Origin of the sequence: Bradyrhizobium sp. ORS 86, assembly GCF_045571475.1 — a bacterium.
Lineage (GTDB): Bacteria > Pseudomonadota > Alphaproteobacteria > Rhizobiales > Xanthobacteraceae > Bradyrhizobium.
In genome coordinates this window covers 6403364-6422109 of sequence record NZ_CP120699.1, presented here as the reverse complement: position 1 = coordinate 6422109, position 18746 = coordinate 6403364, and the positions used below count along the sequence as shown (strand labels likewise).

15 protein-coding genes are annotated in these 18746 nt (G+C 65.5%); 4 read left to right on the top strand and 11 right to left on the bottom strand.

Annotated elements, in window-relative coordinates; genetic code table 11:
• Positions 1-141: 141 nt before the first annotated feature.
• On the bottom strand, positions 142-1878 hold the full coding sequence (locus P6U25_RS29570; protein WP_407152651.1) for an adenylate/guanylate cyclase domain-containing protein: 1737 nt from the start codon (positions 1876-1878) through the stop codon (positions 142-144).
• A 208-nt stretch (positions 1879-2086) separates the two neighbouring features.
• On the opposite strand from P6U25_RS29570, the gene P6U25_RS29565 reads away from it, so the two are divergent.
• The gene (locus P6U25_RS29565; protein WP_407152650.1) at positions 2087-3646 is read left to right on the top strand and encodes a glycosyltransferase family 39 protein; all 1560 of its coding nucleotides are present in this window, start codon (positions 2087-2089) and stop codon (positions 3644-3646) included.
• A 136-nt stretch (positions 3647-3782) separates the two neighbouring features.
• On the opposite strand, the gene P6U25_RS29560 is transcribed toward P6U25_RS29565, so the two are convergent.
• Both P6U25_RS29560 and P6U25_RS29555 read right to left on the bottom strand, forming a co-directional pair.
• Positions 3783-4814: a YcjF family protein gene (locus P6U25_RS29560; RefSeq protein WP_407148276.1), complete on the bottom strand. Its 1032-nt coding sequence runs from the start codon at positions 4812-4814 to the stop codon at positions 3783-3785.
• Positions 4811-6274, bottom strand: a complete 1464-nt coding sequence (locus P6U25_RS29555) for a YcjX family protein (protein ID WP_407148275.1) — start codon at positions 6272-6274, stop codon at positions 4811-4813. The genes P6U25_RS29560 and P6U25_RS29555 overlap by 4 nt, the downstream gene beginning before the upstream one ends.
• A 179-nt stretch (positions 6275-6453) precedes the next feature.
• On the opposite strand from P6U25_RS29555, the gene P6U25_RS29550 reads away from it, so the two are divergent.
• Entirely contained in the window at positions 6454-7149 is a 696-nt protein-coding gene (locus tag P6U25_RS29550; RefSeq protein WP_407148274.1) for a hemolysin III family protein, read from the top strand.
• A gap of 178 nt (positions 7150-7327) precedes the next feature.
• Positions 7328-8122, top strand: a complete 795-nt coding sequence (locus tag P6U25_RS29545) for an SDR family oxidoreductase (protein WP_407148273.1) — start codon at positions 7328-7330, stop codon at positions 8120-8122.
• 151 nt (positions 8123-8273) lie between these two features.
• On the opposite strand, the gene P6U25_RS29540 is transcribed toward P6U25_RS29545, so the two are convergent.
• Both P6U25_RS29540 and P6U25_RS29535 read right to left on the bottom strand, forming a co-directional pair.
• Complete coding sequence (locus P6U25_RS29540; RefSeq protein ID WP_407148272.1) at positions 8274-8807, bottom strand: isochorismatase family protein; 534 nt, start codon at positions 8805-8807, stop codon at positions 8274-8276.
• 4 nt (positions 8808-8811) lie between these two features.
• Positions 8812-9432 carry a TetR family transcriptional regulator gene (locus tag P6U25_RS29535; RefSeq protein WP_407148271.1) on the bottom strand — a complete coding sequence of 207 codons (621 nt, stop codon included), beginning with the start codon at positions 9430-9432 and terminating at the stop codon, positions 8812-8814.
• An 85-nt stretch (positions 9433-9517) separates the two neighbouring features.
• Here P6U25_RS29535 and P6U25_RS29530 point away from each other — a divergent pair, with 85 nt between their 5' ends.
• On the top strand, positions 9518-11065 hold the full coding sequence (locus P6U25_RS29530) for a 4-hydroxyphenylacetate 3-hydroxylase family protein (RefSeq protein ID WP_407148270.1): 1548 nt from the start codon (positions 9518-9520) through the stop codon (positions 11063-11065).
• Positions 11066-11514: 449 nt separating this feature from the next.
• Here the strand turns inward: P6U25_RS29530 and mdlC are convergent, their stop codons facing one another.
• The 6 genes from mdlC to P6U25_RS29500 form a co-directional block, all read right to left on the bottom strand.
• Positions 11515-13143: a benzoylformate decarboxylase gene (gene mdlC, locus P6U25_RS29525; RefSeq protein ID WP_407148269.1), complete on the bottom strand. Its 1629-nt coding sequence runs from the start codon at positions 13141-13143 to the stop codon at positions 11515-11517.
• 142 nt (positions 13144-13285) lie between these two features.
• Positions 13286-14173 (bottom strand): BJP family subclass B3 metallo-beta-lactamase, encoded by an 888-nt coding sequence (gene blaBJP, locus P6U25_RS29520; RefSeq protein WP_407148268.1) that lies wholly within the window; start codon positions 14171-14173, stop codon positions 13286-13288.
• A 100-nt stretch (positions 14174-14273) separates the two neighbouring features.
• Positions 14274-15326: a histidinol-phosphate transaminase gene (gene hisC, locus P6U25_RS29515; RefSeq protein WP_407148267.1), complete on the bottom strand. Its 1053-nt coding sequence runs from the start codon at positions 15324-15326 to the stop codon at positions 14274-14276.
• 98 nt (positions 15327-15424) lie between these two features.
• Positions 15425-16279, bottom strand: a complete 855-nt coding sequence (locus P6U25_RS29510; protein ID WP_407148266.1) for a MaoC family dehydratase N-terminal domain-containing protein — start codon at positions 16277-16279, stop codon at positions 15425-15427.
• A 134-nt stretch (positions 16280-16413) separates the two neighbouring features.
• The gene (locus tag P6U25_RS29505; RefSeq protein ID WP_407148265.1) at positions 16414-17511 is read right to left on the bottom strand and encodes a CaiB/BaiF CoA transferase family protein; all 1098 of its coding nucleotides are present in this window, start codon (positions 17509-17511) and stop codon (positions 16414-16416) included.
• 9 nt (positions 17512-17520) lie between these two features.
• Positions 17521-18690, bottom strand: a complete 1170-nt coding sequence (locus P6U25_RS29500) for an acyl-CoA dehydrogenase family protein (protein ID WP_280976015.1) — start codon at positions 18688-18690, stop codon at positions 17521-17523.
• Positions 18691-18746: the final 56 nt, after the last annotated feature.

Here is an 18746-nt window from a genome sequence, read left to right as displayed (position 1 = left end):
CCGATCGCCGCCGATCGGGGTATTTCGATCCGGCCCAAGGGCTCGATCAGCCGCGGATATTCACGGAGCAGTAGCGATAGCGTAGGGCATCAGCACCAGACGCTGCTGCTGATCACATTCGGTGGGGCGGCAATGAACCTTTCAAGCTGCAACCGCACGCTGATCGGCGACAAGCGCCGACAAGGTGCTCGTCGATTCAACCGTGCGCACGACCATCGGCTGGTTGCGGCCGCGGATCGCGACTTCCTGTGCGGGCAGGGCATCCTCGGCGAGCCCCGCCGTGGCGCGCACCTCGTCCGAGATGACGGCCTCGCAGGCGAGGACCTTGGTCATGTCCTGCAGCCTCGCCGCGACGTTGACGGCGTCGCCGAGCGCCGTGAACACCATGTGGTCGCGATAGCCGATGTCGCCGACGATCACCTCGCCGCCATGGATGCCGATGCCGAAGCGGATCGGCTCGCGCAGATCGTGGCTGAGGAACTGATTTAGGTCGTCGACATGACTTGCGATCAGGGCTGCCGCATGGAGCGCCTGGCGACACGCCTCCCGGCGGCCGGTGGCGAGCCCGAACAGCGCCAGCATGCCGTCGCCGATGAACTGGTTCGGACGTCCGCCGGCCTCCAGCACCGCCTGAGACACCGCGCCGAGGAAGCGGTTGACAATGAACACGGTGTCGAATGGCAGCCGCTTCTCGGCAAGTTGCGTCGAGCCGCGCATGTCCACGAACATGCTGACGAGATAGCGCTCCTGTCCGATCCGCGCCGGATTGGTCGCGTGCGCATTCGCCGACATCGTATGCGGCAGGAATAGCTGGAAGAAGGTCAGGTCGGCGGTTGGCCGCAACTGACAGGCCAGCCGGATCGACGGATCGTCGCTGCCGACCCGGTGCAGCACGAAGGCCTCGCGCGCCGAGGGCTCCGGGAGGTTTGCGTGGTCGCCGACGATGCGGATGCGGCAGGTCGAGCAGCGGGCGCGGCCGCCGCAAACGCTGGCATGCGGCACATTGTTGCGCAGGCTCGCCTCCAGCACGCTCCAGCCCCTCGGCACCCGGACGGTGCGGCCGTTGCCGTAGGACAGCGCGATCATGCCGCCGCGGCGTTCCAGCAAGGTGCGTGCGCCGCGTGCGAGGACGACGAGGCCGAGCAGGCCGAGATAGCCGGTCGTCAAGCCGTTCGCGATCGTATCGAGCATCTCGCTTTCGGCCGCCGTACCGAGATTCCGGACCGATAGCTCCTGTTGCCGCCAGGCCGGATCGTTGGCGTCGGCGATCGTGGCGCGGCCGCCCTGGTAGATGCCGAGCATTGCCAGCGTCGGGATCAGCACGGCGGCGGCGAGCAGGAACGGCGCGGCGCGCTTGAAGAACGGGCGCAGGCGGAACCAGAAATACAGGCCAATGCAGCCATGCACCCATGCGATCACCAGGACTGCCAGCATCAGCCACAGCCGGCCCGGCGATGCGATGAAGAAGGTGTACAGTTCCTGCGGATAGAGCTTCTCTTGCCTGAACAGGGTCTGACCAAGCCGCACGCCGACGATGTGCACGATGATCAGCATCGGGACGCTGAGGCCGAGCACGAGCTGCAGCGGTTCGATCGCCCTCCAGCGGAATTCGCGGCGCTGGTACAGCGCCCAGATGCCGAGCGCGGTATGCACCAGGCAGGCGCCGTAGAACACGATCGCGACCGGGAGGAATTGCCAGAACTCGGTGTGGTAATGGACGCCGATCGCCAGCGCCTCCATCGAGATATTGCCGAGCGCGTGGTTGAGGAAATGGCTGACCAGGTAGGCGAACATGATCGCGCCGCTGACCAGGCGGACCTGCCGCAGGCCGACGCCGCGGACCATCTCCTGCAAATGTTCACGCGAGGCGGAGGCCATGTGAGTCATGATTGGCAACTCTAGTGTTTAATTCCCGCGATGAACACCGTTACGCGCAGGCGCGAGGGGTGATATCCAGCGCCGCAACACGTTGACACCCCTGCAAGAGTCGAACAAAAAGCGCGCCGTGACGATAGCCCCTGCCGATAACATCAGCGTTAAGCCGGCCCGTTCGCGCGCGCCGCGGTGGCGCGGCGTCGTCGCCGTGATGGTTGCCATGACCGCGATGCGGCTGGTCTATGCTTCCGTGCTCGATCTGCGCACCGACGAGGCCTATTACTGGACCTGGTCGAAGGAGCACGTGCTGTCGTTCCTCGATCATCCGCCGATGATCGCGTGGTTCATCCGTTTCGGCACCACGATCTTCGGCGACACCAATCTCGGCGTCCGCTTCAGCGGCATCGTGGCGATGCTGGTGATGCAGCTCTTGCTCGCCGACATCGTCCGCCGCGTCACCGGCAACAACATCCGGGCCGTCATTCTGGCGCTGCTGCTGCCGGAGGCGGCGCTCTATTACGGGCTGTTGATGGCCAAGGTCGCGCCCGACACCGCAATGATTCCGTTCGCGGTGGCGATGCTGTGGTCGCTGGTGCGGCTTGCGCAAAGCAATGACGGGCGCTGGTGGCTCGCCACCGGGCTGTTCGCCGGGTTGGCGCTGCTGTCGAAATTCACCGCGGTCATGCTGGCGCCGGCGGTGTTGGCCTTTGCGCTGGTGCCGGACTGGCGGTGGCGCTGGTTGCGCAGCCCGTATCCCTATCTCGCCGCGATGATCGCGATCGCGGTGTTCTCGCCGGTCTTGATCTGGAATGCCGGGCACGACTGGGCCTCGTTCCGATTCCAGGCGGTGCGCGCCACGACGGAAGGCTCCTTCCTGCTTCGCACCGTCGGTGAATTCATTGGCATGCAGTTCGGCCTCGTCGGCTTCGTACTGTTGCCGGTCACGCTGTTCGGCGCGGCGTTGACGGCATGGCGCGGTTATCGCGGTCGCGAGCCGGTCGCGATCCTGCTGTCGACGGCGGTGCTGGTGCCGTTCGCGTATTTCTTCTGGAAGTCGCTGACGCTGCGGGTCGGTGACACCTGGCCGATGTTCCTGTGGCCCGCCGGCTTTGCGGCCGTTGCCATCAACGTCACGCGGATGCCGTTCGAGGGCTGGCCGGTGCGCTTGGTCAAATCGACCGTGTTCTGGGCGCGCACCGCGGTCACGACAGGCATCGCCTTCGTGGTCTGCGTATTCCTGTATTATATGGTGGTACCGTGGAATCTGACCGGCCATACCGATCCGATCGGCACCGAGGCCGGCTACGACGTGGTCGCCGCGCGCACCGAGGCGCAATTGCAGGCAACCGGTGCGACCTGGGTCGCGACCACGGATTATCGCACCTATGCGATGCTGCGCTGGTTTCTGCGCGGGCGGGTGCCGGTGGTCGAGATCAACGAGCGGGGCCGCTACCAGGGCTTTGCCGATCCCGGGATGAACATGATCCGCGATCATGTCGGCCTTTATGTCGGACGCGAGCCCGAGAACAATCTGCCGCTGTGGAACGAGACATCAGCCGTGCGGCAGCCGCTCGAGCGCGTGGTGCGGAGCTGGCGCGGCACGGTGATGGATACCTATTCGCTGGAGAAGATCAGCGGCTGGACCCCCGATTTGTCGCCGCCGCCGGACACCACCTTCTTCCGCTGGCGCGTGCTGGTGATGCTGATGGAACCTTGCGAGGTCACCTTCTCCCCTTGTGGGAGAAAGTGGCAGCCGAAGGCTGCCGGATGAGGGGTCTCTCTCCACGCGTGAGATGCGCGTGGATAGCTACCCCTCACCTAAGTGAGTCTGTGGCGGGCACGTGAGTTGCCCCTCTCCCGCAAGGGGAGAGGGGCAGCAACCGGCAGCGCGCGCGCTGATATGACGCTCATTCCTCTCCCTCGCGCTTGCGCAGCAGATCCTTCGCGAGGTCGGCGAGCGCCGGACGCGGCAACGCGTTAAACGGAAGCGGGCGGGTGACATCGATCGCGGCGAGCCCGAGGCGCGCGGTCAGCAGGCCGTTGAGCACGCCTTCGCCGAGCCGCTGCGAGAGTTTGGCGGCGATGCCATGACCGAGCATCTGCTGGATCAGGCTGTCGCTCGCCGCCATGCCACCGGTGATCGCCAGATGCGCGATCACGCGCCGCATCAGGCTGATCATGCCGAGCGTGCCGGGCCGGCCGCCATAGAGCCGCGCCAGTTGCCGGATCATCCGCAACGCGGACACGAACACGAACAGCACGTCGATCGCGGCACGCGGGCTGACCGCGGTGACGACGGACACGCGCTGCGCCGCCGCCGAGACCAGCCGCCGCGCTTCCTCGTCGAGCGGTGCCATCAATTCCCGCTCAGCGAGGCGGATCATGTCGGCGCCGTCGATGATGTCGTCGGTGTGGCTCCGCAGCGTGTTGCGGGCGCGCGCGAGCTGCGGGGTCTGGTGCGCGAGCTTGAGCAGATCGGCGACGATCGTCCGGCTCGCGGCGCGGTCGTCGCTGGCAAGCACCTCGGCCGCGCGCAGATGCAGTTTCTCGATGGTCGCAAGCCGCGCCAGCCCGATCGCTTCGCGCGCGATCACGACCACCAGTGCGACGGCTGCAATGATCGCAAAGGCCAGTCCGAGGACGCCGAGACCCTGATTGCGTGCGAACAGGTCCTCGATCAGGTTGACGACGCCGAGCCCGCTGCCGAGCAGCACCAGGCCTGCAACGGCGCCCCAGAACAGCGCGCCCCAGCGGAAGCCGCGGCGCACCGGCAGCAGCGGCGCATCGATCGCAACAGGCAGTTGCGGTGCCTCGGCCTCGGGCACGATCTGGATCGTGCCGCGGGCGAAGCGGCCGGCATCCTCCGGATCCATCACGACCACGCCGGGATCGTCGAGCTTGAACGTCGCCGGCCGCCGGTAAGGCGTCTTGTCGTTCATTGCAGTTTGTCTCCGATCAGGAACTGGAGGGCGCGGTCAAGGCGGATGTGAGGCAGCGTGGGCTCGCCGTCGCTGTTTCGTTCCAGCCTCGGCGGCCGGAAGCGCAAGAAGCGGTAATCGGCCGCCTCGGCACCCGCGCTGGAGAGGCCGCGAAATCCGCCCCGGAACAGGGCCTCGGGATTGTCGGGCAAATCGCCCGGAAAGGTCGCGACCTCGGTCTCGCCGTCGAGCGTCTCGCCATTGGCGACTTCGCCCGGCGCCGGTGTGCCGAGCAGCGAGGGTAGCGTCTCGCGGCCGCGTTGCACCTGTGCCTCGCGGGTGGCGCGCACGGCGGCGAGCGCCACCACGTCGATGGCGGCGCCGGCATATTCGGCGCGCTCGGCGGCCTTGGCCACGATCCGCCGCAGCACCGCCTCTAGCCGGTCGTGGCTCTGGTGGTGCAGATGGTCGGCCTTGGTCGCCGCGAACAGGATGCGGTCGATGCGCGGCCGGAACAGCGCGCTCAAGATCGTGCTGCGGCCGATCCGGAAGCAGTCGAGGATGCCGGCGAGCGCGGCTTCGAGGTCGTGCAGCGCCTCCGGCCCTGCATTGAATGCCGCGAGCGCGTCGGCCAGCACGATCTGGCGGTCCAGCCGCGCGAAATGATCGCGGAAGAACGGGCGCACCACGACATCCTTGTAGGCTTCAAAGCGCCGCCGCATCATCGCCCATAGCGAGCCGTCGGGCGCGCTGCCGTCGGCGGGCACGTCGAGCGGGGCGAAGGTCAGCGCCGGGGTGTCGGCGAGATTGCCGGGCATCAGGAAGCGACCGGGCGGCAGCAGGCTCATCGCGAAGCGCTCGTCGCGGCAGCCGCGCAGATAGTCGGTGAACAGCTTGGCTTCGGCAAGCGCGGCCTGCTCGTCCTCCTTACCCCCGGGCTTCAGCGTTGCGAGATGCGCGTGCCACGGCGCCGCGAGGGCGGCGCGCAGAGGCTCGCGCGACAGCGCCAGGCTCTCCGCCGACCATTGCTCGTAGCTCTTGTTGAGGAGCGGCAGGTCGAGCAGCCACTCGCCGGGATAATCGACGATGTCGAGGGTCAGCGTGCGGTCCGCGCCATTTTGCCGCTGATAGTCGATCACAAGGCGCAGCTCGGAGATGTCGGTGGTCGAATTCGGCCAGCGCCGCTCTTCGATCAGGGTGCGGACATGGTTCTCATAGGCGAAGCGCGGCACCGCGTCGTCAGGCTGCGGCGCGAGGCGTGCGCGGGCGATCCGCCCCGAGGCATAGGCTTCGAACACCGGAAATCGGCCGCCGCGGGTCAGCCCATGCACCAGCGCGGTGATGAATACCGTCTTGCCGGCGCGCGACAGGCCGGTGACGCCGAGCCGAACCGTCGGATTGAAGAAGCCCTCGCCATAGTCGAGCAGCGCCCGCGCCGAGAGACGCGCTTCCTCGACGATGTCCGAAAAACTGGGGGCCATGGAGGTCTGGAGAAACCTGGCGGGAGTGACCAAATGAGGCGGGTCGTCACCCGCAAGGTGGCGATTATCGGGCCAAAATCAAGCTTCACATTTCCGGCGCCTTTGCAAGCGAGGGGATTGAACGAGCGGCCGTCCCCGCGACACCCATGTTTAATGGCACTGAGGAAAGTGTCCCGCAAATGACGATCTTCCGCCTGAAGCAACTCGCATCGTCCTCGATCCACGCGGCCGGCGCCGCGCTGTGGAACTACGATCGCGCCGAGCTGATCGCCGATGGCGTCGTGCATCTTGTCGGCGTCTGCTTCGGGCTGGTCGCTGCCACCGCGCTGATTGTGCTGACCTCGGTCTATGCCAGCGGCTTCGACCTTGCCGTGGTATCGGTCTATGTCGCCGGCCTGCTCGCGATGCTGGTGCTGTCGGCGACCTATAATCTCTGGCCGGTATCGCGCGCGAAATGGGTGTTGCGGCGCTTCGATCACTCGGCGATCTATCTGTTGATCGCAGCGACTTACACACCGTTCATCGTGGAACTGAAGGACAGCGCTTTTGCGATCGCGCTGCTCGTCGGCGTCTGGTGCGTGGCAATCGTCGGCATCTGGCTGAAGCTGGCCTATCCCGGCCGCTTCGATCGGCTCTCGGTCGGGCTTTATCTCGCGATGGGCTGGAGCGGCATCATGCTCCGTGACTCCGTGGTGAAGGCATTGCCGGGCACGGCGCTTGGCTTCGTGCTCGCTGGCGGTATCCTGTACAGCCTTGGCGTGATCTTCCACACTTGGCAGCGGCTGCGCTTCCAGAACGCAATCTGGCACTGCTTCGTGCTGCTTGGTGCGGCCTGCCATTACACAGCCGTGGTCGATGTCGTGCTGGCGAGTTGAGCGGACAACGACCCTCACAAGCGGCGCCGAAAAATCGCGGCGGCTTTCTTTCGAAAAGAACCTGTACCGGCGAAAGTTGGGTTATCATGACCCCTCTTTGGTTTGGGCACGATCTTTTCGGAGGACCGGCTTCCACTTCCGGAACGTGCCCTGGGATCAAGATATCGGGAGGATGGCCATGCAGGTGGCTGGTAAAATCGTGGTGGTCACCGGCGGTGGCAATGGCATTGGCAAGGCGCTGTGCGAGGCGTTCCACGCCGCCGGCGCGTCCAAGGTCGTGGTGGTCGATCTCGATCATGCGGCTGCCGAGAAGGTCGCAGCCGAGGTCGGCGGCGCGGCATTCAAATGCGATGTCGGGCAGGAGAAGAACGTCCTGCATGTGATCGAGGCGACCGAGCGGATGTTCGGCCCGATCGCGCTGTTCTGCTCCAATGCCGGCATTGGCGGCGGCTTCGATCCCTTGTCGGTGAATGCCGGCGGCACCTCGGACGAGCCGTGGTCGCGGAGCTGGGCGATCCATGTGATGGCGCACGTCTATGCCGCGCGCCATCTGGTGCCGCGCATGAAGGCGCGCGGCGGTGGCTATTTCCTCAACACGATCTCCGCCGCGGGCCTTTTGTCGCAAGTCGGCAGCCCGGCCTATTCGACCACCAAGCATGCGGCGGTCGGCTTTGCCGAAAACCTCGCGATCTCGCACCGCGCCGACAACATCAAGGTCTCGATCCTCTGTCCGCAGGGCGTTGACACCAACATGCTGCGCTCGATCCCGAAGGGCCCGCAATCCGGCGACGGCGATCTGACGCCGGAGCAGGTCGCGCAGGATGCGCTGAGGGGCATCGAGCAGGAGACGTTCCTGATCCTGCCGCACCCGCAGGTGCTCGGCTACATGCGCAAGAAGACCGAGAACTACGACCGCTGGATCGGCGGCATGGCCAAGATCCAGGCCAAGATGCGGGAGGCGCACGGGAAGTGATCGAAGGCGCGAGGGTGGCGGCCACGTGCGTTGCCGCCTCAGTTCTTCATGTAAGGTGGGCACCCAGTCAGGCTTCCTCCCGCCTTGCGGCCCCGCAAGGGGGGAGGGAACCCTTCCGCCGATGCCTTCCTCTTCCTTGCGCGTGTTGTGGTCACTTGATCAACGCGATCGCCTCGCGAAACCGCGGATGCTCCGCCGTTTCCAGCCATTCGAACATGACCATCTCGGTGGTGACGATCTCCGCGCCGTGCCGTTCCATGCGGCGGATCGCGGTTTCCTTGTCTTCGGGGTAGCGTGAGCCGAGTGCATCCCGCACCACGTAGACCTTGCGCCTGGCGTCGATAAGACCGAGCACAGTCTGCTGCACGCACACGTGGGCCTCGCAGCCTGCGACGACGACATGCCTGTCGGGAGCGACTGCCTTCAGGAATTCAGGCTCGCGGACGGCATCGAACGTCATCTTGTGGATCAGGCGAGCTCCGCTGACCGCCAATTCGGTGACGGTTGCGCCGAGCCCCTTGGCGTTCTGCTCGGTGAAGACCGCCGGAACGTTCGTCAGCTCCGCCATGTCCAGCAGTCGCCTGGCGTTCCTGACAGCCGCGGCGCCCTCATGGATCGCCGGCATCAGGCGGGACTGAAAATCGACGATCAGGAGCAGCGATATCCGTGGATCGATCGTCAGCATTACGTCACCCCTTGCCGAGTTGCGCAATCTTGTCGCGGAGGTAGGCATCCATCAGGTCGGGCGCCGAGGTGCCGAACATCCTGATGCGGCCGGTGTGCAGCAATAGCAACAGGCCCGTTGCGTGGGCGAAGCAGTCCACCATCACCGTGTTGGCCTTCTGCCGCGATGCGCCGAGCGCCTCGGCGGCTTCCGCGATCGGATGCAGCGCCGCCTCCAGCGCCGCGTTCAACTCCCGGTCGCGATCGTGGCCGAGCCCGGCCGGTTTCATGCCGCCGCGGAACAGGTAGAAGCCGAGGTCGAGGTCGCGCGGATTGTCGGCATAGTAGCGGAAGAAGGCCATGCCTGCGGATTGCAGCCGCTGCTTCGCGCCCCGGGTCGTCGCGACGGCGGCGGTGACGGCTTCGCCCAGCGAGGCCAGCGATCGCCGCAGCACCTCGGCATAGATCGCTTCCTTGGAATCGAAGTGGAAGTAGAGCGCCGCGGGCGTATAGCCGGCGCGGGTTGCGATCGCGCGCAGGCTCGCGCCTTCGAGTCCCTCTTCCGCAAACACGCTGCGCGCCGCGTCGAGAATCAGATCCCGCTTGTGCCGGCTGACCGCTTCCTTCCTGCTTTCGCGCATCTGCATGGTCAGGCGATTCCATCGTTGACTCGATTTCAGGATCGTCAGATAATTTAACACTGTTAGAATAAATGAGCAAGGGAGACACACCATGCTGATGACGGGCACCGACTACCGGGAGTCCCTGCGCCGCTGCAAGCCGCGCGTGTTCGTCAACGGCAGTGCGGTTGCGAGCGTTGCGGACGAGCCTTTGCTGGCGCCCGGCATCGCGGGCATCGGCGTGACCTACGATTTCGCCCATCGCGCCGAGTACGCGCCGATCATGACGGCGCGGCAGGGCACCTCGGGCAAAACAGTCAACCGCATGCTCCACATCGACGAGAGTTCGCAGGACCTGCTCTACAAGCTCGAGGCGGTGCGGCTGGTTTGCAGGACGTCGGGCTGCGCGCAGCGCTATCTGACCCATGACGCGCTCAACGGCCTCTACCAGGCGACCAGGCTCACTGACGATCGCCACGGCACCGACTACAGCCAGCGCTTCCTCAACTATCTGCACGAGGTTCAGGATAACGACCTGACACTTGGCGTCGCAATGACTGATGCGAAGGGCGACCGCTCGAAGCGCCCCGGCCTGCAGGCCAACCCGGACGTCTATGTGCACATCAAGGAGCGGCGCCCTGACGGCATCGTGATCCGCGGCACCAAGGCGATCGTGACCGGCGCGCCGTACATGCACGAATTCCTGGTGATGCCGTGCCGGACGCACGTGCCCGCGGACAAGGATTTTGCGGTGTGTTGTGCCGTGCCGATCGATGCGCCCGGCGTCACGATCATCGCGCGCCCGGCGGGCCGCCCCGGCGAGCCTTCCGCAAAATTCTCGGCGAAGTATGGCCAGTCGGTCGGCGTCGTTGTGTTCGACGACGTGTTCGTGCCGCATGATCGCGTCTTCCTCGCCGGCGAAACCGAGGAGGGCGGTTTCCTCACCACATCCTACGCCACGCACCATCGTCATTCCTGCATCGGCGCGCGGGCCGGGTTCGGCGATCTCCTGATCGGCGCCGGCGCACTGATGATCGAGGCCAATGGGCTCGACGCCGAGAAGCATGCGCATATCCGCGAAGCCATGGTCGAGCTCATCACCATCACGGAAAGCTTCTACGCTTGCGGCGTCGCGTCTTCGGTCTACTGCACCAGGGATCCGGCCGGCTCGGTGATGCCCGATGCGGTGTTCTCCAACATCGGCAAGCTGCTGCTGGCGACCAAGATCTACGACATGCACCGGGTGGCGCATTACGTGTCCGGCGGGCTGATCGTCGCGCTGCCGGGCCCCGACGAGGACCACAATCCGGAGACGCGCGCCTCGCTCGCCGCTGTCATGGGCGGACGTCCCGATATTCCGGCCGAGCAGCGCGCGGAGGTGGCGCGGCTGATCGAGGACCTCACCGTATCGCACGAAGCCGGCTGGTACTCGGTGATCTCGCTGCACGGCGGCGGCTCGCCGGAAGCGATGAAGCGGGAGATCTGGCGCAACTATCCGGTTATGGAAAAGGCCGAATTGGTCGAGAACCTGCTCGGCCGCGGCATCGTCGACGAGGGACAGCGGCTCTCGAAGCAGCCCGGACGTTGCTGCGCCACCGGCTGCGAGGTGCCGGAGTCGTTTACGCGGGTATTGGAACGGGAGCCTGTGTCCACGCACTGAAGCGCGACGAGGTTGGGTTGCATGTCGCCTGCGATGGCGGTCTGCTCCCTCTCCCGCTTGCGGGGGAGGGTTGGGGTGGGGGCTCTCTCCGCGGGTCACATCGTGGAGAGAGCCCCCACCCGCATCGCATTTTCAATGCGATGCGACCTCCCCCGCAAGCGCAGGGCTATCGCATATGCGGCCTTGGATGGCCGCGCACGTACCCGGCCTCGTGGTTCGAGACGCGCCGCAAGCGGCGCTCCTCACCATGAGGGTCTACTATTGTGCCGCAAAACAAGACCCATCCTGAGGAGCCCGCCAAAGGCGGGCGTCTCGAAGGATGGGCCACAGGGCGTTTTTTTTCCAAATGCGCTTGCCCTACCCACAAGCGGGAGAGGTGCGGGCAGTCTGCCGCAAGATCGATTAAGCGCGGCTCCGCTATGTTCCAATGAGGACTGTCGCCGCTGCACTCAATTCTTCTGCGCGTAGAGCAGCGGCACGGCGGAATCCACCATCACCTCGATCAGGCTCGCGCCTTGATGCGAGAGCGCGCGCTTGGAGGCGCTGGCGAGATCGGCTGATTTCGTCACCCGCACCGCGTCGCAGCCCATGCTTTCGGCGAGCTTGACGAAATCGATGCCGAGCAATTCCAGGCCGGGCACGTTGCGCACCTGCATCACCTGGCTGAACGAGCGCATCGCGCCGTAGCCGGAATTGTTCATGACTACGACCGTGAGCGGCAGCTTGCGCTGGGCCGCGGTCCACAGCGCCTGGATTGAATACATCGCCGAGCCGTCGCCGATCAGGCAGACGGTGCGTCCCTCGCGGCGGCCGAGTGCCATGCCGACCGCGGCGGGCAGGCTGTAGCCGAGGCCGCCGCTCGCCATGGTGTAGAACGAATCCTGGCCGCGCATCGGCATCACTTTCTGCATCACCGGACGATGCGACGGCACCTCCTCGACCAGTGCATCCTGCGGCCCCATCGCGGCCGCGAGCGCATGCAGCGCATATTCGGCGGGGATTGGGTCGCTCGCGGCGGGCGCCGGTGGCAGAATGCGGCCTGCGGGCGCGGCGCGCCGGGTCTCCGGCAGCATGTCGAGCAGCACCGACAGCGCCGGCTTCATTGTGGCGATGATGCTGTGACCCGCAGGTGTCATCGCGGCGGCGTCGGGATCGTCGGTGATCTGGAAGATCGGGGTCGATCCGTCGAAGATCGCGGCATGGCCTTCGACATGGAAGGTGAATACCGGCGCGCCGATCACGACCACGAGATCGTAGTCGCGCAGCGCATCGGAGAGCTGTCCGGGTGAGGCATGCAGGAAGCCGGCGAATTGCGGATGATGCTCGGGGAACGAGCAGCGCGCCGAGAACGGGCTGACCCAGACCGCGGCCTTGGCCTTCTCCGCAACCTTCACCATCAGATCGACGGCCTCGGCGCGGTCGACGGCAGGGCCGACGACGAGAGCAGGGCGCTTGGCGTCGCTGAGCGCAGCCACCAGCGCCTGCATCGCCGCGAGATCTGGCCCGATGTCGCGGCTGACGGCGCGCGCCTCGAGCGGCTGCGTCGCATGGCTCCAGTCATCGATCGGCACCGAGACGAAGGTCGGCCCGCAGGGCGGCTGCATTGCGACATAGTAGGCGCGCGCGATCGCCGCCGGCACGTCCTCGGCGCGCGCGGGCTCGACCGCGAACTTGACGTAAGGTCGCGGAAATTCGCTGGCCCGCTCGGCATAGAGGAAGGCCTGCAGCGGCATGATCGAGCGCGCCTGCTGTCCCGCCGTGATCACGAGCGGCGTCTGGTTGCGGTAGGCGTTATAGATGTTGCCGAGCGCGTTGCCGACGCCGGCCGCCGAATGCAAGTTGACGAAGCCGGCATTGCGCGTTGCCAGCGCATAGCCGTCGGCCATGCCGACGACGGAGGCCTCCTGAAGGCCGAGCACGTAGTCGATGTCGTCGGGCCAATCGCTCAGGAACGGCAGCTCGGTCGAGCCGGGATTGCCGAACACCTTTTTGATACCCCATGCGCGCAGGAGACCAAAGGTGGCGTCCTTGACGGTGACGGCCTTGCCTTTCGCGGCGGCGGGCTTGCGGGATGACATCGGGCGGCTCCCAATTCCAGTTCGTTACGTTCCGTCAATGCGAGCGGCAAAAGCGGAACGGCAATCCACCTGTCGATGGATTGCGTCGTGGAGTCAAGCCGCCGCAGCCATAGTTGCCGAGGCAACGGCCAGAAAATGCGAGCTAATTGGACTTCTGCAACGCGGCCGTCTGCTTGGCGAGTTGCTTGTCGAAATCCTGCTCGAGACCTGTCACATAGGTCACATTCTCACCGGGCTTGACGAACGGGTTCGGCGCACCGTCCTTCATCTGTGCGCGCTTGGCCTGCATGTCGTAGACCTCGGGATGCGGTCCGAGCAGCACGTCGACCTTCATCGCCTTGACCCTGGCGAAGGTCGAGCGATAGTCGTCGACGATGCCGGGATAGGTCGGATGGCCGACCAGCCGGTTCAGTGCCACCGTTCCGCTGCAGAAGAACAGCACGCTGCGCTCCTGGTTGCCGTCCTTGACCGTCATCTCCCAGCTCGTGCAGCCGGGCGAGTGGCCGGGCGTCGCATGCGCGATCAGCGTGGTGTCGCCGAGCGTCACCTTGTCGCCTTCCTTGACGACGCGATCGACCTTCACCGGCGTAAAGGCAAGATCGGCATTTTTCTCGTCGCCGGGATAGTAGCCGCCCTCGAGCAGGGGCTTGTCGCGCTCTCCGGCGATCAGTTGCGCGCCGGTCTCCTGCTTGATCTCGGCAAAGCCGCCGGTGTGGTCGAGATGGGCGTGCGAATTGAGGATGTATTTGATGTCGCCGACCTTGAGGCCGAGCTTGGTGATGTTGTCCTTGATCATGCCGGTCGACTGTTGCATCGCCGTATCCATCAAGATCAGACCCTGCGACGTCTTGATGATGTAGACCGCGATCCCGTCGGTGCCGACATAGTAGATGTTGCCGATCAGTGGGTACGGCTCGAAGGGTGCGGTCCACTTCTTCATGACTGTCGCCATGAAGTCCTTCAATGTTTGAGCCTGTGCACCTGATGTGAGCAGCGCCAGCGCGCACAGCGCGGCCCCGAGCGTCCTCATGATAGCCTCCCTGTCAGTGCTTATTGTTATTCGGTGGCGACACTATGCGTGGAGTAGCCATCGATCGCAAGCAACGTCGTTGCGGACGGCCAATGCGGAATCAGACGATATCACGCAGCAGCGCAAGCAGGCGGCTGCATTGCTCGTCAGTTCCGATCGTGATGCGCAGGAAGTCCTCGATCCGCGGCTTCTGGAAATGCCGCACCAGAACAGCCCGCTCCCGCAGCCGGGCCGCGAGGTCCGCCCCGCGGTGGCGGGGATGGCGCGCGAACACGAAGTTCGCCTGCGATGGCAGCACCTCGAAGCCCAGCTCGGAGAGGCCGCGAGCCAACGTTTCACGGCTCGCGATGATACGCGTGCGCGTCTCCTGAAACCAGGCGTCGTCTCTGATGGCGGCAGCCGCGCCGGCGAGCGCAAGGCAATCCAGCGGATAGGAGTTGAAGCTGTCCTTCACCCGCTCCAGCGCCTCGATCAGCGGGCGTTGGCCAACGGCGAAGCCGACGCGCAAGCCCGCCAGCGCGCGCGACTTGGAGAGGGTCTGGATCACAAGGAGATTGTCGTGGCGGGCGACCAGCGGCACGGCGCTCTCGGCGCCGAAGTCGACATAGGCCTCGTCGACCACCACGAGCCGGTCCGGGTGTTCGGTGACCAGCGCCTCGATTGAAGCGCGCGGCAGCGCGATGCCGGTCGGGGCGTTCGGGTTGCACAACAGGATGGCGCTGCACGGCCGCCGGTAGTCGGCAAGCTGCACCCGCATCGCGGCATCGAGCGGCACCGTTTCGTATTGGATGCCGTAGAGACGGCAATAGACCGGATAGAAACTGTAGGTGATGTCGGGGAATAGCAGCGGTGCATCATGCTTCAGCAGCGCCTGGAAGGTGTGAGCCAGCACCTCGTCCGAGCCGTTGCCGACGAACACCTCTTCTCGCGCGACGCCATAGTGGACCGCGATCGTCTCGCGCAAGCCCGTCGCTGCTGGGTCGGGGTAGAGCTGGAGCCGATCCATCGTCGCGGTGATCGCAGCCAGCGCGTGCGGCGACGGCGGGTAGGGGTTCTCGTTGGTGTTGAGCTTGATCAGACCGTCGATCTTCGGCTGCTCGCCGGGCACGTATGGCGACAGATTGTGGACGACCGAACTCCAGAAACGATTCATGATCCCGCGATCCAAGGGCTGAATCCGATCACAATAGGGGATGCGAGGCGCCTGTGAAAGGCGCCTCTACGCGTCGCTGTCCTGATGGGTGTCCGGCCCTACCAGGTCGCCGTGCCCTTCATGGTCGGCTGTCCTTCCGCATTCGCGATCCACAGCTCCAGGCCGCCGTCCTTCTCGCCGGCATTGATCGAGAACTCGCTGCCTTCGAACAGCGGCTGCACGCCGCGATAGAGGAGCTTCCTCGGCGGGTTGCCGCCGTGCAGCTTGGCGGCGAACTCGACGATGAAGGCGGCCTGCAGCGGGCCGTGGAAGATCAGGCCGGGATAGCCCTCGACCTTGGTGACGTAGTCGCGATCATAGTGGATGCGGTGGCCGTTGAAGGTCAGCGCTGAGTAGCGGAACAGCAGCACCGGATCGGAGACGTGGCTCTCGCGATGCTGCGCGACCGGGGGAGGTGGCGGCGCCTTGGCGGGTGCCGAGGACTGCGTACTCGTCATCTCGCGATAGACGATGTCCTGCCGCTCACGGATCGCCAGTCCGCGCGACGTCGTCACCTCGTGGTTGACCGAGACAAAGCACAGCGTGCCGGTCGAGCCTGATTTCACCGTGACGTCGGCGATGCGCGACGTCCGCTTCGGTTCGTCGCCGACGCGCAAGCTATCGAAGAATTCCAGCTCGCCGCCGGCCCACATCCGGCGCGGCAGCGGCACCGGCGGCAGGAAGCCGCCGCGGGTCGGGTGGCCGTCCTGGCTCAACTGCGACATCGGAAACACCGGCTGCGCCAGGCACCAATGCGTGGTCCACGGTGCGGCGTCGCCTGTCCTCGGCTCGCCGATCTCCTGGAATAGCGTCGCGCGCAGGCCCATCACCAGATGGGCGGTGACGACATCGGTTGCTTCCGTGCTGCGGCCGATCCACTGGCGGAGATGATCGAGGTCGAGTTTGTCGCTCATGATTGTCTTGCCCGGGCTGAGAGATATCTTAGCGTGACAGAGTCGGTCTGACGGCAGGATCCGTGCACCTCCCCCGCAAGCGGGAGAGGGGGCGCAGCTCGCTCGCGGTTGCGATTAGACCTTCTCATCACATCCTAACGTTTGGTGCGCTCGCCGATCGCAGGCACCTTGCCGTAGTGCCTGTCCTCGCCGACGACGATCGCGGCCGGCGCCGGATAGCTGACGCGGCCGTTCGGCGTGTCGACCGCGATGCGGCGGAGATGCGGGTGGGTGGCGAGGTCGGCCATGCTGTTGACCTCGGCAAAGGCGATGTCGGCCGCCGCGAGCTTCGCCAGCAGCTCCTCGCGCGTCAGTCTGCCGAAGGCATCGCCGACGATCTGGTCGGTCAGCGCGCGGTTGCGCACGCGCTCGACCATGTTGGCGAAGCGCGGATCGTCGGGCAGGCCAGGCTGGCTGAGCACCTCCGCGCACAGCTTCTTCCACTCGCGCTCGCTCTGGATCGAGATCAGGATCTCCTTGCCGTCCTTGGAGCGGAACACGCCATAGGGCGCGATCGAGGGATGGGCGAGGCCGATGCGCTTCGGCGGCTTGCCGTCCTCGGCATTGAGCAGCGGCACGGTAAGCCAGTCGGCCATCACGTCGAACATCGAAATGCGGATGTCGGCGCCTTGGCCGGTGCGGCCGCGCCCGATCAGTGCTTCCAGGATCGAGGCATGCGCCGTGGCGCCGGTCGCGACGTCGACGATCGACATGCCGACGCGCGAGGCGCCTTCCGGACCGCCGGTGATCGAGGCAAGGCCACTCTCGGCCTGGATCAGCAAGTCATAGGCCTTGCGGTCGGCATACGGCCCGGTGTCGCCGTAGCCGGTGATCGTGCACATGATGAGCTTCGGATAGGCCTTGCGCAGTCGCTCGCGCGAAAAGCCGAGCTTGTCCATCGAGCCCGGCTTGAGGTTCTGCAGCAGCACGTCGGCGCCTGATATCAGTTCCTCTAGCGCGGCGCGGCCTTCCTTGGTGGCGAGATCGATCACCACCGAGTCCTTGCCGCGGTTGAGCCAGACGAAATAGCTGCTCTGGCCTTTGGCGGCGGCATCGTAGCCGCGGGCAAAATCGCCCTCGGGCCGCTCCACCTTGATGACATGAGCGCCGGCATCGGCCAGCCGCGACGAGCAGAACGGCGCGGCAACCGCCTGTTCGACGGCGATGACGGTCAATCCTTCCAACGGCAACATGATGCGAACTCAGTAGGAGCGGGGCATGCCGAGCACATGCTCGGCCACATAGGACAGGATCAGATTGGTCGAGATCGGCGCCACCTGGTACAGCCGCGTCTCGCGGAACTTGCGCTCGACGTCGTACTCTTCCGCGAAGCCGAAGCCGCCATGGGTCTGCACGCAGGCATTGGCCGCTTCCCAGGAGGCGTCCGCCGCCAGCATCTTGGCCATGTTGGCCTCCGCGCCGCAGTCGAGGCCGGCTTCATATTTGCGGGTGGCTTCCTTCACCATCAGCTCCGCCGCGCGCATCGCGGCATAGGCCTTGGCGATCGGGAACTGGATGCCTTGATTTTGGCCGATCGGCCGGCCGAACACGCTGCGCTCCTTGGCGTAGCTGGTCGCCTTCGCGATGAACCACTTGGCGTCGCCGATGCATTCAGCCGCGATCAGGATGCGCTCGGCATTCATGCCTGACAGGATGTAGCGGAAGCCCTTGCCTTCCTCGCCGATCAGGTTCTCCGCCGGCACCTTCATGTCGGTGAAGAACACTTCAGTGGTGGCGTGGTTCATCATGGTTCTGATGGGGCGGATCTCCAGCCCCTTGCCCTTCACCTCGCGCATGTCGACGATGAACACCGAGAGGCCGTCGGTGCGCTTTCTGGACTGCTCCTTCGGCGTCGTGCGCGCGAGCAGGATCATCAGGTCGGAATATTCGGCGCGGCTGGTCCAGATCTTCTGGCCGTTGACGACGTAGTGGTCGCCCTCGCGGCGCGCAAAAGTCTTCAGCGAGGAGGTATCGGTGCCGCTGGTCGGCTCGGTGACGCCGAACGCCTGCAGCCGCAATTCGCCGGTCGCGACCTTCGGCAGGTATTTCGCCTTCTGCGCGTCGTTGCCGTGCCGCAGCACCGTGCCCATCGTGTACATCTGGGCATGGCAGCCGCCGCCGTTGCAGCCGGCGCGCTGGATCTCCTCCAGGATCGCCGCGGCCGCCGACAGTTTCAGGCCGGCGCCGCCGTATTCCTCGGGGATCAGCACGGAGAGGTAGCCGGCTTCCGTCAGCGCATCGACGAACTCCTTCGGATAGGCCATCTGGCGATCGAGCTTGCGCCAGTATTCGCCGGGGAACTGCGCGCAGAGCTTTGCCACCGCGTCGCGGATGTCGGAATGGTCGTCGAGTTGTGGGTCGTGTGCAGTCATGATGTTGTCTTGCCGAGAGGTTGCGCCAGAGCGTTTTCGAGCGAAGTGGGTACCGG

What these genes read in the sequence shown, in the direction of transcription:
- P6U25_RS29560 (WP_407148276.1), bottom strand. Translation starts at nt 4,814, where the DNA reads ATGAACGACAAGACGCCTTACCGGCGGCCGGCGACGTTCAAGCTCGAC.
- P6U25_RS29510 (WP_407148266.1), bottom strand. Translation starts at nt 16,279, where the DNA reads ATGAGCGACAAACTCGACCTCGATCATCTCCGCCAGTGGATCGGCCGC.
- P6U25_RS29540 (WP_407148272.1), bottom strand. Translation starts at nt 8,807, where the DNA reads ATGCTGACGATCGATCCACGGATATCGCTGCTCCTGATCGTCGATTTT.
- P6U25_RS29565 (WP_407152650.1), top strand. Translation starts at nt 2,087, where the DNA reads ATGGTTGCCATGACCGCGATGCGGCTGGTCTATGCTTCCGTGCTCGAT.
- P6U25_RS29555 (WP_407148275.1), bottom strand. Translation starts at nt 6,274, where the DNA reads ATGGCCCCCAGTTTTTCGGACATCGTCGAGGAAGCGCGTCTCTCGGCG.
- P6U25_RS29500 (WP_280976015.1), bottom strand. Translation starts at nt 18,690, where the DNA reads ATGACTGCACACGACCCACAACTCGACGACCATTCCGACATCCGCGAC.
- mdlC (WP_407148269.1), bottom strand. Translation starts at nt 13,143, where the DNA reads ATGTCATCCCGCAAGCCCGCCGCCGCGAAAGGCAAGGCCGTCACCGTC.
- P6U25_RS29550 (WP_407148274.1), top strand. Translation starts at nt 6,454, where the DNA reads ATGACGATCTTCCGCCTGAAGCAACTCGCATCGTCCTCGATCCACGCG.
- P6U25_RS29505 (WP_407148265.1), bottom strand. Translation starts at nt 17,511, where the DNA reads ATGTTGCCGTTGGAAGGATTGACCGTCATCGCCGTCGAACAGGCGGTT.
- P6U25_RS29535 (WP_407148271.1), bottom strand. Translation starts at nt 9,432, where the DNA reads ATGCAGATGCGCGAAAGCAGGAAGGAAGCGGTCAGCCGGCACAAGCGG.
- P6U25_RS29545 (WP_407148273.1), top strand. Translation starts at nt 7,328, where the DNA reads ATGCAGGTGGCTGGTAAAATCGTGGTGGTCACCGGCGGTGGCAATGGC.
- hisC (WP_407148267.1), bottom strand. Translation starts at nt 15,326, where the DNA reads ATGAATCGTTTCTGGAGTTCGGTCGTCCACAATCTGTCGCCATACGTG.
- blaBJP (WP_407148268.1), bottom strand. Translation starts at nt 14,173, where the DNA reads ATGAGGACGCTCGGGGCCGCGCTGTGCGCGCTGGCGCTGCTCACATCA.
- P6U25_RS29530 (WP_407148270.1), top strand. Translation starts at nt 9,518, where the DNA reads ATGCTGATGACGGGCACCGACTACCGGGAGTCCCTGCGCCGCTGCAAG.
- P6U25_RS29570 (WP_407152651.1), bottom strand. Translation starts at nt 1,878, where the DNA reads ATGGCCTCCGCCTCGCGTGAACATTTGCAGGAGATGGTCCGCGGCGTC.